Origin of the sequence: Mycolicibacterium frederiksbergense (assembly GCF_012223425.1) — a bacterium.
Classification (GTDB): Bacteria; Actinomycetota; Actinomycetes; order Mycobacteriales; family Mycobacteriaceae; genus Mycobacterium; species Mycobacterium frederiksbergense.
On sequence record NZ_CP038799.1, the window covers coordinates 541,576 to 555,195 of the forward strand.

General features: G+C 66.8%; 15 protein-coding genes. 7 read left to right on the forward strand and 8 right to left on the reverse strand.

The window, feature by feature from the left end; translation table 11 throughout:
* Positions 1-2: 2 nt before the first annotated feature.
* The 5 genes from ftsX to prfB are packed head-to-tail and all read right to left on the reverse strand — an operon-like array spanning position 3 to position 4,193.
* Positions 3-896, reverse strand: a complete 894-nt coding sequence (gene ftsX / locus EXE63_RS05695) for a permease-like cell division protein FtsX (protein ID WP_168141166.1) — start codon at positions 894-896, stop codon at positions 3-5.
* A complete protein-coding gene (gene ftsE / locus EXE63_RS05700) occupies positions 896-1,585 on the reverse strand; it encodes a cell division ATP-binding protein FtsE (protein WP_105363313.1) in 690 nt (229 codons plus the stop codon). Before ftsE ends, ftsX begins: the two co-directional genes overlap by 1 nt.
* Before the next feature lie 25 nt (positions 1,586-1,610).
* Positions 1,611-2,120, reverse strand: a complete 510-nt coding sequence (locus EXE63_RS05705; protein WP_168141167.1) for an Rv3103c family proline-rich protein — start codon at positions 2,118-2,120, stop codon at positions 1,611-1,613.
* Complete coding sequence (locus EXE63_RS05710; protein ID WP_168141168.1) at positions 2,117-3,088, reverse strand: mechanosensitive ion channel family protein; 972 nt, start codon at positions 3,086-3,088, stop codon at positions 2,117-2,119. The genes EXE63_RS05705 and EXE63_RS05710 overlap by 4 nt, the downstream gene beginning before the upstream one ends.
* Positions 3,078-4,193, reverse strand: coding sequence for a peptide chain release factor 2 (gene prfB / locus EXE63_RS05715; RefSeq protein WP_168141169.1), 1,116 nt, complete (start codon positions 4,191-4,193; stop codon positions 3,078-3,080). Before prfB ends, EXE63_RS05710 begins: the two co-directional genes overlap by 11 nt.
* Before the next feature lie 139 nt (positions 4,194-4,332).
* Here prfB and EXE63_RS05720 point away from each other — a divergent pair, with 139 nt between their 5' ends.
* Entirely contained in the window at positions 4,333-5,673 is a 1,341-nt protein-coding gene (locus EXE63_RS05720) for an FAD-dependent oxidoreductase (RefSeq protein WP_168141170.1), read from the forward strand.
* A gap of 170 nt (positions 5,674-5,843) precedes the next feature.
* Positions 5,844-6,791, forward strand: coding sequence for a type IV toxin-antitoxin system AbiEi family antitoxin (locus EXE63_RS05725; protein WP_234904377.1), 948 nt, complete (start codon positions 5,844-5,846; stop codon positions 6,789-6,791).
* On the opposite strand, the gene EXE63_RS05730 is transcribed toward EXE63_RS05725, so the two are convergent.
* Together EXE63_RS05730 and EXE63_RS05735 are read right to left on the reverse strand one after the other, a co-directional pair.
* Positions 6,792-7,199 carry a PPOX class F420-dependent oxidoreductase gene (locus EXE63_RS05730; RefSeq protein WP_168141171.1) on the reverse strand — a complete coding sequence of 136 codons (408 nt, stop codon included), beginning with the start codon at positions 7,197-7,199 and terminating at the stop codon, positions 6,792-6,794.
* Positions 7,200-7,211: 12 nt separating this feature from the next.
* Complete coding sequence (locus tag EXE63_RS05735; RefSeq protein WP_168141172.1) at positions 7,212-7,574, reverse strand: hypothetical protein; 363 nt, start codon at positions 7,572-7,574, stop codon at positions 7,212-7,214.
* Positions 7,575-7,597: 23 nt separating this feature from the next.
* Between EXE63_RS05735 and hisN the strand changes: the two genes are divergently transcribed.
* From hisN to EXE63_RS05755, 4 genes are all read left to right on the forward strand, one after another.
* Positions 7,598-8,365 (forward strand): histidinol-phosphatase, encoded by a 768-nt coding sequence (hisN, locus tag EXE63_RS05740; RefSeq protein WP_168141173.1) that lies wholly within the window; start codon positions 7,598-7,600, stop codon positions 8,363-8,365.
* 82 nt (positions 8,366-8,447) lie between these two features.
* Positions 8,448-9,836, forward strand: coding sequence for an acyl-CoA dehydrogenase family protein (locus EXE63_RS05745; protein ID WP_168141174.1), 1,389 nt, complete (start codon positions 8,448-8,450; stop codon positions 9,834-9,836).
* Between the two features lie 25 nt (positions 9,837-9,861).
* Entirely contained in the window at positions 9,862-11,076 is a 1,215-nt protein-coding gene (locus tag EXE63_RS05750; protein ID WP_168141175.1) for an acyl-CoA dehydrogenase family protein, read from the forward strand.
* 192 nt (positions 11,077-11,268) lie between these two features.
* Entirely contained in the window at positions 11,269-11,688 is a 420-nt protein-coding gene (locus EXE63_RS05755; RefSeq protein ID WP_168141176.1) for a hypothetical protein, read from the forward strand.
* Between the two features lie 163 nt (positions 11,689-11,851).
* On the opposite strand, the gene EXE63_RS05760 is transcribed toward EXE63_RS05755, so the two are convergent.
* Positions 11,852-12,823: an esterase family protein gene (locus tag EXE63_RS05760; protein ID WP_168141177.1), complete on the reverse strand. Its 972-nt coding sequence runs from the start codon at positions 12,821-12,823 to the stop codon at positions 11,852-11,854.
* 222 nt (positions 12,824-13,045) lie between these two features.
* On the opposite strand from EXE63_RS05760, the gene EXE63_RS05765 reads away from it, so the two are divergent.
* Positions 13,046-13,612, forward strand: coding sequence for a TetR/AcrR family transcriptional regulator (locus EXE63_RS05765; protein ID WP_168141178.1), 567 nt, complete (start codon positions 13,046-13,048; stop codon positions 13,610-13,612).
* The last annotated feature ends 8 nt before the right edge of the window (positions 13,613-13,620 follow it).

A 13,620-nucleotide genomic window follows, 5' to 3' on the forward strand; every position in this document is an offset into this window, starting at 1 on the left:
CATCATCTTCGTACGTAGAGGCGCAGCGTCGCATAGGCAGTGACACCGGCCATCGCCACACCCACGAACAGCAGGATCGGCGCTATGTAGAGGATATCGGCGAAGTCCAGCGGCGCAATCAAATTAGCCTGGGTGAACTGGCTCAACGCCTGCTCCAGGAAAAGCGTGCGCACCGTCAGCAGACCGATCAGCGCCAGCACCACACCGATGAATGCCGCGAGCATCGCCTCCACCAGGAACGGCAACTGGGTGTACCAGCGGGTCGCGCCGACCAGGCGCATGATGCCGATCTCGGTGCGCCGGGTATAGGCCGCCACCTGAACCATGTTGGCGATCAACAACACCGCGCCGATCGCCTGCACCAGCGCCACCGCGAACGCCGCGTTGGACATGCCGTCCAAGAGCGCGAACAAGCGGTCGATCAGATCCTTCTGGTTCAGCACGTTGAGCACACCGGGCTGGCCCTGCATGGCGGCGTCGAAATCGACGTGCTGTTCCGGGTTCTCCAGTTTGACGATGAACGATGCCGGGAAGGCGTCCTTGCTGGCGACATCCTTGAACGCCGGGATCTTCTTGATCGCGTCGGCGTAGGCCTCCTCCTGGTTGAGGTAGCGCACCGACCGCACGTCATCGCGCGAATCGATCAGCGCGCGCAACGCCTTACAGGGGTCGGCATCACAGTTCGGGTCGTTGATCGACGCGTCGTTGGTGAGGAAGACCTGGCTCTCCACCCGGTCCAGGTAGATGTCACGGGACTGATCCGCCACCCGCATCACCAGCAGACCACCGCCGAACAGGCCGATGGAGATGGCGGTCGTCAGGATCATCGCCACCGTCATCGTGACGTTGCGACGAAGTCCGGTCAGAACCTCATTGATCAGGAAGCCAAAACGCACTAGCGATCCATTCCGTAAACGCCGCGCTGCTCGTCGCGGATGAGGCGGCCCAATTCGAGTTCGATGACGCGCTGACGCATGGAGTCCACGATGTGGTGGTCGTGCGTCGCCATCAGAACCGTGGTTCCGGTGCGGTTGATCCGCTCGAGCAGATCCATGATGTCCTTACTGGTTTCCGGGTCCAGGTTGCCGGTGGGCTCATCGGCCAGCAGCACCAACGGGCGGTTGACGAACGCCCGCGCGATCGCGACGCGCTGCTGCTCACCGCCGGACAGCTCGTGCGGCAGCCGGCTGGCCTTGCCGCTCAGCCCGACCATCTCGAGCACGTCGGGCACCACCCGGTTGATCACGTCACCGCGCTTGCCGATGACCTCGAGGGCGAAGGCCACGTTCTCGAAGACCGTCTTCTGCTGCAGCAGCCGGAAGTCCTGGAACACGCAGCCGATGACCTGCCGCAGGCTCGGGATGTGCCGGCCGGAGAGCTTGTTGACGTGGAACTTCGAGACCCGGATGTCGCCGGTGGACGGGTGCTCGGCGCCCAGCAGCAGACGCATGAACGTCGACTTGCCCGACCCCGACGGCCCGATGAGGAAGACGAACTCACCCTTGTCGATTTTGAGAGAGACGTCATCCAGTGCCGGACGAGCAGAGGATTTGTACTGCTTGCTCACTTTGTCGAGGGTGATCATCACGGCACGCCAGTGTAGACGCGTGTCAGTTCGCGCTGCGTGCAGGCGGCGGCGGTGTCGCCGTCGACTGTGGCGCCGGGGTCGGTGCCGACCCCGGAAGCACCGGCAGCGTGATCGGTGGGACCACCCCGTCGGGACCGTCCGGGTCGACCACCGTGGTGGTGGGCGGGGTCTCGGTCGGCGACGTCGGCGTGTCGCCCGGTGACGTCGTCCCGGTCGGGTCGGTGGGCGACGTCGTCGTCGGCTCGGTGGTCGTGGTTGTCGTGGTGGTGGTCGGGTACGTGGTGCGCGGCGCCTCGACGTTGGTGCGTGGCACCCAGGTGTACTCCGGGTCGGGAACGAAGCCCGGAGGCACGATGGCCGTCTCCGGCGCCGGAGGTGGGGCGGGAGGCTCGTAGGTCTGGCTGATCCAGGACAGCGCGATGAAGGCGACGATCAGGCCGGCGGTAGACGTACGGATGCGGCCACCCGGCAGATACCGCGGCCACCCGCGGTCGCTACGGCGCCACTTCTTCAACAATTCGGTGATCTTCATGGCTTCTGCTCGGTTCGTCCGGTGCCGGTTTCCTTGTCGGCGGCGCCCGAGGACGGGTTGAGGTTGCCGAGCGTCGGGGTGTGATCGGCGGTCGCGATGCCCGCGGTGGTCAGCGCCGCGATGATGCGGATCCGCAGCCGGCGGCCGACCTCGAACTGCTTGCCGGGCAGCGTCCGGGCGACCATCCGCAGATTGACCGTGTCCAACTCGATGCTCTCCACGCCCATCAGCTGCGGACTGTCCAGCAACAGCGCGCTCAGGCGGGCGTCCTCCATCGCCTTCTCCCCGACGTCGTGCAGCACGTCGTTGACGCGATTGAGGTCGGCGCTGGCCGGTACGGGGATGTCGACGACCGCTCGGGCCCAGTCCTTCGACATGTTGAGTGACCGGACGATGTTGCCGTTGGGAACCGTGAACACCTCACCCTCACCGGTCCGCAGCTTGGTGACCCGCAGGGTCACCTCCTCGACGGTGCCTTCCGAGGCCTCGGGGGCCCCGATCATGCTCAACTGCACCAGGTCGCCGAAGCCGTACTGGCGTTCGGTGATGATGAAGAAGCCGGCCAGCAGGTCCTGCACCAACTTCTGCGCACCGAAGCCCAGCGCGGCACCGAGCACCGCGGCGGGTGCGACGAGCGAGCCGACCGGGACGTTGAGCGCGTCGGTGATTTCGACGCCGACCACCACGAACAGCACGGCAATCGACACCCAGGAGATCACCGAGGCCACCGCCTGGCGGTGCTTGGCGCTCTCGGAGCGGACGAGCTGATCGCTCTCCTGGTACTCGGCATCGATGCGGCGGGTGACCCGGCGGGCGATCCAGTTGATCATCCGGGCCGTCAACAATGCACCGATGACCAGCAGCGCGATGCGCACGCCGACGGTCAGCATCCACGACCCGATTTCACCGTGCCAGAACCCGTGCCACAGGTCGGCGACCGGAAGGGCCACCAAAGTCTTAGTCGTCATCTTTCCTATTGCGCCAACGGATCCCTGCCTCCAGGAAGCCGTCGATGTCTCCGTCGAGAACCGCTGCCGGGCTACCGACCTCGAATTCGGTGCGTAGGTCTTTGACCATCTGATACGGGTGTAGCACGTAGGAGCGCATCTGGTTGCCCCACGAGCTGCCGCTGTCACTCTTGAGCGCATCCATCTCGGCGCGCTCCTCCTGACGCTTGCGCTCCATCAGCTTGGCCTGCAGCACGCGCATCGCCGAGACCTTGTTCTGCAGCTGTGACTTCTCGTTCTGGCAGGTGACCACGATGCCGGTCGGGATGTGGGTCAGGCGGACCGCCGAGTCGGTGGTGTTGACCGACTGGCCGCCCGGGCCGCTGGAGCGGTAGACGTCGACCCGGACATCTCCCTCGGGGATCTCGATGTGGTCGGTCGTCTCCACGACGGGCAGCACCTCGACCTCGGCGAAGGAGGTCTGCCTGCGGCCCTGGTTGTCGAACGGGCTGATGCGCACCAGCCGGTGGGTGCCCTGCTCGACCGAGAGGGTGCCGTAGGCGTACGGGGCGTGCACCGCGAAGGTGGCGCTCTTGATCCCGGCCTCCTCGGCGTAGGACGTGTCGAACACCTCGACGGGGTACTTGTGCGCCTCGGCCCAGCGGATGTACATCCGCATCAGCATCTCGGCCCAGTCCGCGGCGTCCACCCCGCCGGCACCGGAGCGGATGTTGACCAGCGCCTCGCGCTGGTCGTACTCCCCGGCCAGCAGGGTCCGGACCTCCATGGCCTCGATGTCCTCGCGCAGCTTGGTCAGCTCGGCGTCGGCCTCGGCGAGCGCGTCGGAGCCTTCCGCGCCTTCTTCTTCGGCGGCCATCTCGTAGAGCACCGGCAGGTCCTCGACGCGCTGGCGCAGTTCCTCGACGCGGCGCAACTCGTTCTGCGCGTGCGACAGCTCGCTGGTCACCTTCTGCGCGTGCGCCTGGTCGTTCCACAGGTTGGGGTCGGCGGCCTCGGCTTCGAGCGTCTCGATGCGGCCGCGCAGACCGTCGACATCGAGCACCCGCTCCACGGTCGTCAACGTGGTGTCGAGGGCGGCGATATCGGCAAGACGGTCAGGATCCACGACTGTTGAGGTTACCGGCCGCTTCTCCGGACTCCGCCCTCGATCGCCGGTGCGCGGCTAGCATCGGGCTGGTAACCGGTCCGGTGACGTCGCGACAGCCCCTTGCGCGCCACCGTTCAGCCTCACGAAAAGGCTTGCCATGCGCCCGTACCACATGGCGATCGTCGGCTCAGGCCCGTCCGGGTTCTTCGCCGCCGCGTCGCTGTTGAAGTCCGATCTCGAAGTCCGTGTCGACATGCTGGAGATGCTGCCCACCCCGTGGGGACTGGTGCGCTCCGGCGTCGCACCCGACCACCCGAAGATCAAGTCGATCAGCGCGCAGTTCGAGAAGATCTCGGCGGACCCGCGTTTCCGGTTCTTCGGCAACATCTCCGTCGGCGAGCACGTGCGTGCCGCCGAGTTGGCCGAGCGCTATGACGCCGTCGTCTACGCGATCGGCGCCCAGTCCGACCGGGTGCTGGGTATCCCCGGCGAGGACCTGCCCGGCAGCGTCGCGGCCGTCGACTTCGTCGGTTGGTACAACGCGCATCCGCATTTCGGTGAGGTGGCCCCCGACCTGTCCGCCGACCGCGCGGTGGTGATCGGCAACGGCAACGTCGCACTGGACGTGGCGCGCATCCTGATCAGCGACCCGGAGATCTTGGCGCAGACCGATATCGCCGACCACGCGCTGGATCTGCTCGGGCCGCGCGGTGTCCGCGAGGTCATCGTGGTGGGCCGGCGAGGGCCGTTGCAGGCGCCGTTCACCACGATGGAGCTGCGCGAACTCGGGCATATGGAGCAGATGGCCGAGGTCGACATCGTGGTCGAGCGCGCCGACTTCGAGCACATCACCGATGCGGACCTCGAGGCCGCCGACAAGACCGTCAAGACGAACATCAAGGTGTTGCGGCAGTACGCGGAGATACAGCCCGAAGGCGCGAAGCGGCGGGTGGTGTTCCGGTTCGCCACCTCCCCGATCGAGATCCGCGGTTCCGATCGGGTGGAGTCGATTGTGTTGGGGCGCAACGAACTGGTCGACGAGGGCGGCCGTGTGGTGGCCAAGGACACCGGCGAGCGTGAGGAGCTGCCGGTGCAGCTGGTGGTGCGCGCCGTCGGGTATCGCGGTGTGCCGGTCGACGGGCTGCCCTTCGACGAGAAGTCCGGCACCATCCCGCATGCGGACGGACGGATCGAGGGCCGCGAGCACGAGTACGTCGTCGGCTGGATCAAGCGCGGGCCCTCCGGTGTCATCGGCAGCAACAAGAAGGACTCCGCGGATACGGTGCAGACGTTGTTGGGCGATCTCGGTGAGCCCGGCTTCGAGGAGGGCCACGACGCCGAGTTGGCGCAGTGGCTGCTGTCCCGGCAGCCGTTGCTGGTCACCGACGATCACTGGGCGCGCATCGACTCCCACGAGCGCGCGACCGGCGATGCGCAGCACCGGCCGCGGGTGAAGCTCACCAGCGTCGCGGACCTGCTGGGGATCGCGCACGGCTGACGCTTGCGCTCCGCCCCGCGCCCTCCCCGCTCCGCCCTCCCTGCGCCCTCCCTGCGCCCTCCCTGCGTCCCCCGCCGCGAGATTGTCGTTATCGACATCCGCACTCGCACTTTCGCGCGATAACCGCAATCTCGCGGACGCTTGTCGGTGTCCGAGGGGACTATCCGGCCATGAGGAAGCTGATCGTCGGGAGCCAGGCCCGCGCACTCGGAACAGTGAGCGAGTACGACCTCCGCCGTTGCTATGAGCGAGTCCACCGCAATATCTACATGCCGCGCGGTCACCAACTCACCTTGGATGAGCGCATCGACGGGGCGTACCTGCGTTCCGGCCGTCACGGGGTTGTCGCCGGAGTCGCCGCTTCTGCCCTGCTCGGCGCGCAATGGGTCGACGACGACATCCCCATCGAGATGATCTGGGACGTGAGCCGTGCGCCGGCCGGGATCATCGTGCAGCGAGACCGCGTGGCGCCCGATGAGATCAACGTCGAGGACTGCGTGTCGGTGACGACGCCCGCACGGACCGCGTTCGACATCGGTCGGCGCATCGATCGCCACAACGCCCTGGCTCGCCTGGACGCTCTGCAGCGGGCGACGTTCTTCCGGCCCCCGGAGGTGCTGACGCTTGCCGAGCGATACCGCGGTGCCCGCGGCCTCAAGCAATTGCGTGCCCTACTCCCACTGGTCGACGGTGGCGCGGCATCGCCTCAGGAGACGCGCCTGCGCTTGCTGCTACTCGACGCCGGTTTCCCGGTTCCGCGCACGCAGATCGAGGTGGTGTCCGGGATTCGACCGCTCCGCGCGCTCGACATGGGCTGGGAGGATTTCATGGTGGCGATCGAGTACGACGGCGGGCAGCACCAGACCGACCGCCACCAGTACGTCAAGGACCTCCGCGTGCTGCCGCAGGTCGAGCGCATGGGATGGCTGGTGCTGCGCATCATCAAGGAGGACAGCGACGCGGAGATCCTCGTCCGCGTCTATCGCGCGCTCATCTCGCGCGGCTGGGACGGCAAGCTGCGCAAGCCGCATCCGTCCGTCGCCGCACTGGTCGCGAGGTTGCCGTTGTCGACATCCGCACTCACACTTTCACGCGAGAACCGCAATCTCGCGGGCTGATCACTCGCCGGGCGGCGGGGTGACCTTGTCTGCCTCGATGGTGAGGATGAGCCGCGTCTCGTCCGGGTTTCCGCTGAAGTACGGGTACGGGATGCCCAGGTATTTCTGCGAGATCTCGTGGATGCTCTCGTGGCCGCCCTCGGCGGTGGTTGCCGTGACCCGGCCCCGAATCGCGTAGAACCGCCCGATCTCGTCGGGGTCGGCGACATTGATGGCGATCCGCGGGTCGCGGATGAGGTTGCGGTCCTTCTGGGAGCCCCCCACGATGTTGAGCACGACGTGCTCGCCGTCGGTGTGCACCCAGGTCTCGGTGAGCTGCGGTGAACCGTCGGGCATCAGCGTGGCCACGAAGCACGGGCTGGGCTTGCGCAGCAGCTCGATCAGTCCGGCCGGGAGCGGTTGGGGCACGGGGGTGTCCTCTCAGACGGTCGGGTACGTCTCGGGTGCCGGCGGGGGCGGCGCCGACGGTGCGAAACCCCACTTGTCCGGGTTCTTCGGCGAGTAGACGACGTCGATCAGCTGGCCGATCGTGGGCCACTGGTTGACGTCGACGACCATGCGTTGATAGACGACGTGCTCGTTGACCGTCGGTCCGTTGATGACACCGCTGATGGTGACGAACTGCTCGCCGACCTCGTCCGGGCGTGGGCTGACGCCGGTGACCAGCAGCGTGCCGGGCGCCATGCCGGCGCCTCCCCCTGCCTCGCGGCGCTTGCGGATCCACGGCATCGCTATGAGCACCAGCGCACCGACCAACAGCAATATCATCGCGAATTCGATCACCTAGCCATGGTAGGACTGCGGGCATGAGCGCTGACGATCTCGACCTTGCCCTGCGACTGGCCGACCAGGCCGACGAGCTGACCATGGCCCGCTTCGGCGCTCTGGATCTGCGCGTCGAGACCAAGCCCGATCTCACCCCCGTCACCGACGCCGACAAGGGCGCCGAGGAGGCGCTGCGAGCGGCCCTGTCCCAGGCCCGGCCCGATGACAGCGTGTTCGGCGAAGAGTTCGGCGGCACGACGTCTTCCACGGGCCGCCAGTGGGTGATCGACCCGATCGACGGGACCAAGAATTTCGTCCGCGGCGTCCCGGTGTGGTGCACGCTGATCGCGCTGATCGAGGACGGCGTGCCCACCGTCGGCGTGGTGAGCGCACCGGCGCTGGGGCGGCGCTGGTGGGCCGGCGCGGGCCAGGGCGCGCACACCTCGTTCGGCGGTGCGACTCGCCGCATCCAGGTGTCCGGGGTCGGCGATCTGGCCTCGGCGAGCCTGTCCTATTCGGACCTGACGACGGGGTGGGACGACCGCCGGGACAGTTTCCTGACATTGACGGACGCGGTGTGGCGGGTGCGGGCCTACGGGGACTTCTGGTCGTACTGCCTGGTGGCCGAGGGTGCGGTGGACATCGCCTGCGAACCCGAGGTGAAGGTGTGGGATATCGCGCCGTTGGACATCCTGATCCGGGAGGCCGGCGGCACGTTCACCAGCATCGATGGTGTCCCCGGACCGCATGGCGGCAGCGCCCTGGCCACCAACGGCCGGTTACATGAGGCGGTCCTGGCCGCACTGTGAGGTTGGTTACAGCCTTTTTCTATCTTACTCCGGAGTAAGATACGGTCATCACGCATTGCCCCCACCAAAAGAGGCTGCCGAAATGACTCAGATCGAATCCCGCCCCCAGCGCAAAGGCCCGGAAAGCGCCGTTGGGCTCCAGAAGCACAAGCGCACCGCGACCGATATCGGGATCGCGCTGCTCACCCCCCTCATGGGCCAGGAGTTCCTGGACCGCTACGGCCTGCGCGACCCGCTCAACAAGGGCATCCGGTACGGCGTGAAGACGGCGTTCTCCGCCGCCGGCGCGTCGACCCGCCAGTTCAAGAAGATCCAGAACCTGGGCGGCTCCCCCACCCGGCTCGCGCCGAAGGAGTCCGATTACTTCGACCTGACCCCGGATGACGACCAGAAGATGATCGTCGAGACGGTCAGCGAGTTCGCCGAGGAGATCCTGCGCCCGGCCGCTCACGACGCCGACGCCGCGGTCACCTACCCGGCCGACCTCATCGCCAAGGCCGCCGAACTCGGGATCACCTCGCTGAACATCCCGGAGAATTTCGACGGCATCGCCGAACACCGCAGCACGGTGACCGGCGCGCTGGTCGCCGAGGCGCTCGCCTACGGCGACATGGGGTTGGCGCTGCCGATCCTGGCGCCCTCCGGTGTCGCGTCCGCGCTGACCCATTGGGGCAGTGCGCAGCAGCAGGCCACCTACCTGCCCGAGTTCGCCGGCGAGAACGTGCCGCAGGCCAGCGTCGCCATCGCCGAACCGCACGCGCTGTTTGATCCCACCGCGCTGAAAACCACCGCGGTACGCACCCCGGGCGGCTACCGGCTGTCCGGCGTGAAATCGCTTGTCCCCGCAGCGGGTAGCGCGGAGCTGTTCATCGTCGCCGCCCAGCTCAACGGCAAGCCCGCGCTGTTCATCGTGGAGGCCGCGTCCGAAGGCGTCACCGTCGAGGCGGATCCGTCGATGGGCGTGCGCGCCGCCGCGCTGGGCCGGGTGGCCCTCGACAACGTCGCGGTGCCGCTGCACAACCGCCTCGGTGAGGACGATCGCACCGACGCCGACTTCGCGCAGGACTATTCCGAGGCCATCGCCTACTCCCGATTGGGTTGGGCCGCACTGGCAGTCGGCACCTCGCATGCCGTGCTCGACTACGTCATCCCCTACATCAAGGAACGTGAGGCGTTCGGCGAGCCGATCGCCAACCGGCAGGCGGTGGCCTTCATGGCCGCCAACATCGCCATCGAACTCGACGGTCTGCGGCTGATCACACTGCGCGGCGCCGCCCGCGCCGAGCAGGGCCTGACGTTTGCGCGGGAAGCCGCGCTGGCCAAGCGGATCGCCACCGACAAGGGCATGCAGATCGGCCTGGACGGCGTCCAGCTGCTCGGCGGCCACGGCTTCACCAAAGAACACCCGGTCGAGCGCTGGTACCGCGATCTGCGGGTCCTCGGCGTCGCCGAGGGTGTTGTGGTCCTTTAAGACTTCTAGGAACGGAAACCCAGTCATGGCAATCAATCTGGAACTACCCAAGAAGCTGCAAGCGGTCGTCGAAAAGGGACATCAGGGCGCGGCGGAGATGCTGCGGCCGATCTCGCGCAAGTACGACCTCGCCGAGCACGCCTACCCGGTAGAGCTCGACACCCTGGCCAACCTGTTCGAAGGCCTACAGGAAGCAAAGACCATCTCGTTCGCCGGCGCCGACGCCTTCGGTGGCCGCAACGACGAGGGCAAGAAGACGAACGTCAACGGCGCCAACATGTCTGCGCTGCTGAACGCGCTGGAAGTCAGTTGGGGCGACGTCGCCCTGCTGCTGTCGATCCCCTTCCAGGGCCTCGGCAACGCCGCGATCTCCAGCGTTGCCAACAAGGAACAGCTGGAGCGTTTCGGCAAGGTCTGGGCCTCGATGGCCATCACCGAGCCCAGCTTCGGCTCCGACTCGGCCGCGGTGTCCACCACCGCGATTCTCGACGGCGACGAGTACGTGATCAACGGCGAGAAGATCTTCGTCACCGCAGGATCCCGCGCGACCCACATCGTGGTGTGGGCGACGGTGGACAAGTCCCTGGGCCGCGCGGCGATCAAATCGTTCGTCGTGCCGCGGGAGCACCCCGGTGTCACCGTGGAACGCCTCGAGCACAAGCTGGGCATCAAGGCCTCCGACACCGCAGTGATCCGCTTCGAGAACGCGCGGATCCCGAAGGAGAACCTGCTCGGTGACCCAGAGGTCAAGACCGACAAGGGCTTCGGCGGCGCCATGGAGACCTTCGACAACACCCGCCCGATCGTGGCGGCGATGGCCGTCGGCATCGCGCGCGCCGCTCTGGAGGAACTGCGGGTCATCCTGACCGAGGCCGGTATCGAGATCTCCTACGACAAGCCCGCCCATGCCCAGAGCGCACCGGCCGCTGAGTTCCTGCGCATGGAAGCCGACTGGGAGTCCGGCTATCTGCTCACCATCCGGTCGGCATGGCAGGCCGACAACAAGATCCCGAACTCCAAAGAGGCCTCGATGGGCAAGGCCAAGGCCGCCCGGGTGGCCAGCGACATCACCCTCAAGGCCGTCGAGATGGCCGGCACCGCAGGGTATTCGGAGCAGACGCTGCTGGAGAAGTGGGCCCGCGATTCGAAGATCCTGGACATCTTCGAGGGCACCCAGCAGATTCAGCAGCTGGTGGTCGCCCGCCGGCTGCTGGGGCTGTCCTCGGCTCAGCTGAAGTGATTCCTGGTGGCGCCGATCCGGGGGGACGGCGCCACCTCCCACTTCCTCTCGCCGAGAGTGCGGTTTCATCCGCAACACCCCGCAGCCCCCGTATCCCGACGCACACACGCGTGAACCACACCTGTGGATAACGTGCGCGAATCGGGTGTCGCCGGCTGATTCGTGTCGGCGCTCGTCGTCACCGTCGGTGGCTTGAACCCCATCGATTGGCCGTTTCGCGGCCCGGAGGCCGTGCACAACGGCACCCTGACGTTCCGTGAACTTCGCCGCTTCAACAGGGCCATCTACCCGGCGGTGTGGATACTTCGCGACACCGTGCTGTCCCCGCAGCAGCTCGCCCGCGCGGCGTGGCTGTGGTCAGACCGCCGCGGCGTGGTGAGCGGTCTGTGCGCCTCGGCACTGTTGGGCGCCAAATGGATCGACGCCGGTGAGCGCGCCGAGATCATCCACAGCAATCGCAGGCCACCGGCCGGGTTGGTCGTGCATAGCGACACCCTGGCGCCCGGTGAGACAACCGAGGTCTCCGGCATGCCGGTCGACGGAGGCTCGGAATCCCCGTATGAGTCGTTGACGCGACTCATGCTTGTGCGCGCCGAGTTTCGCGGCCGATGACGCAGATCAAGGTCTGTGACAGGTACGGCCTCGTGCCGGCCAGGCTCGACATGGGCTGGCCCGAGTATCGCGTCGCGGTCGAAACCACACTCTCGCAGACACGTTGGTCGGCAATAGAAAAATCCCCCGAGGCAGATGCCTCGGGGGATTTTCTACGGCTTACTTATGCGCCGAGAACACGCTGCAGGTCGGGCAGCATGGCCTGGAGCTCGCGGCCCCAGTACGCCCAGTTGTGCGTGCCGTTGTTCGGGAAGTTGAACACACCGTTCGATCCGCCCGCGGCCAGGTAGTTGTCGCGGAAGGTGATGTTGGTGCGGATGGTCAGATCCTCGAGGAAGGTCGCGGGCAGATCGCCGCCACCGAGCTCGTTGGGCTGGCCGTTACCGCAGTAGACCCAGAGGCGGGTGTTGTTGGCCACCAGCGTCGGGATGTTGACCATCGGGTCATTGCGCTTCCAGCCGCTGTTCGGATCCTGGGTCTTGCCCCACATGTCGTCGGCCTTGAAGCCACCGGCGTCACCCATGGAGATGTTGATCAGGAACGGCCACCAGCCCTCGGAGGGGTTCAGGAAGCCCGACATGGAGCCGGCGTAGATGAACTGCGCGGGGTGCCAGGTCGCCAGGTTCAGCGCGGCCGAGCCGGCCATCGACAGACCGACCGCAGCACTGCCGGTGGGCTTGACGGCCTTGTTGGCCTGCAGGTAGGCGGGCAGCTCCTGGGTCAGGAAGGTCTCCCACTTGTACGTGACGGTCGGGCCCTTGTTACGAGCCGGCGAGTACCAGTCGGCGTAGAAGCTCGACTGGCCACCGACGGGCATGACGACCGACAGACCACTGTCGAGGAACCACTCGAAGGCCTGGGTGTTGATATCCCAGCCATTGAAGTCATCCTGCGCACGCAGGCCGTCCAGCAGGTACACGGCCGGCGAGTTCTCGCCACCGCTCTGGAACTGGATCTTGATATCGCGGCCCATCCCAGCGGACGGCACCATCAGGTACTCCACCGGAAGACCCGGGCGGGAGAAGGCACCAGCGGTGGCTGCGCCACCCGCCACTGCGATCGCACCCGGCACGACCAGCGCAGCCGCGGCGACGGCCCCGATCCGGCGCATCCACCGGCCTACAACGTTCTGCATCAAATTCTTCCCAACTCTAATTGTCACGGTCCCGCCCGACCCGGGGTGCAGCATGTCCAACACCCAGAGATACCGCAGTGCGTCCTTGCACTGCGGTATCCGCGTCCGCTCGCTCTGTCGTGGAGCGGACCGAGAATTCAGTTGTCGCGACTTGCAGTAAAACACGCAGCGAGGGCCAACAGAAAGTCAGGGGTGCGCGCGAGTCGCCGTAGGCTGCCCCTCATGGCGACCGCCCAGAGCCCATCCGGCAACCGTCTGACCATCGACGATTGGCTTCAGGCCGGGTACGCGATCCTTGCCGAGGACGGGATAAAACTGCTGAAAATCGATCGTTTGTGTGCGCGGCTGAAGGTGACCAAGGGCAGCTTCTATTGGCACTTCGACGGCATGCCCAGCTACCGAGCCGCCCTCGTGGAGGGCTGGCGCGACCTGCGAGACGCCGATCGCAGCCAGATCGAGGCCGTCCGCGAGTTGCCTCCCCGGGACCGCCTGGCGCGGATGATGGCGTCGCTGGTGAGCCCGCGGCACTGGACGCTGGAGCGCGCCATGCGCGAATGGGCCCGCTCCGATGACGCCGTCGCCGACAGCGTTCGGGACGCCGATCGGCGGGTGCTGGCCGCGGTGCGGACCGCGTTCGAGGACTACGGGTTCGACACCGATGAGGCCGAACTGCGGGCCGGCGCGACATTCGCCGTGGGTATCGGCTTCCTGCACCTGTCCGGCCGGGTGCCCGATCCCCGCCAGGCTGCCCAGAGCGACCGCTTCCTCGACCTGATGTTGGCGCGCTGACGGCAGCT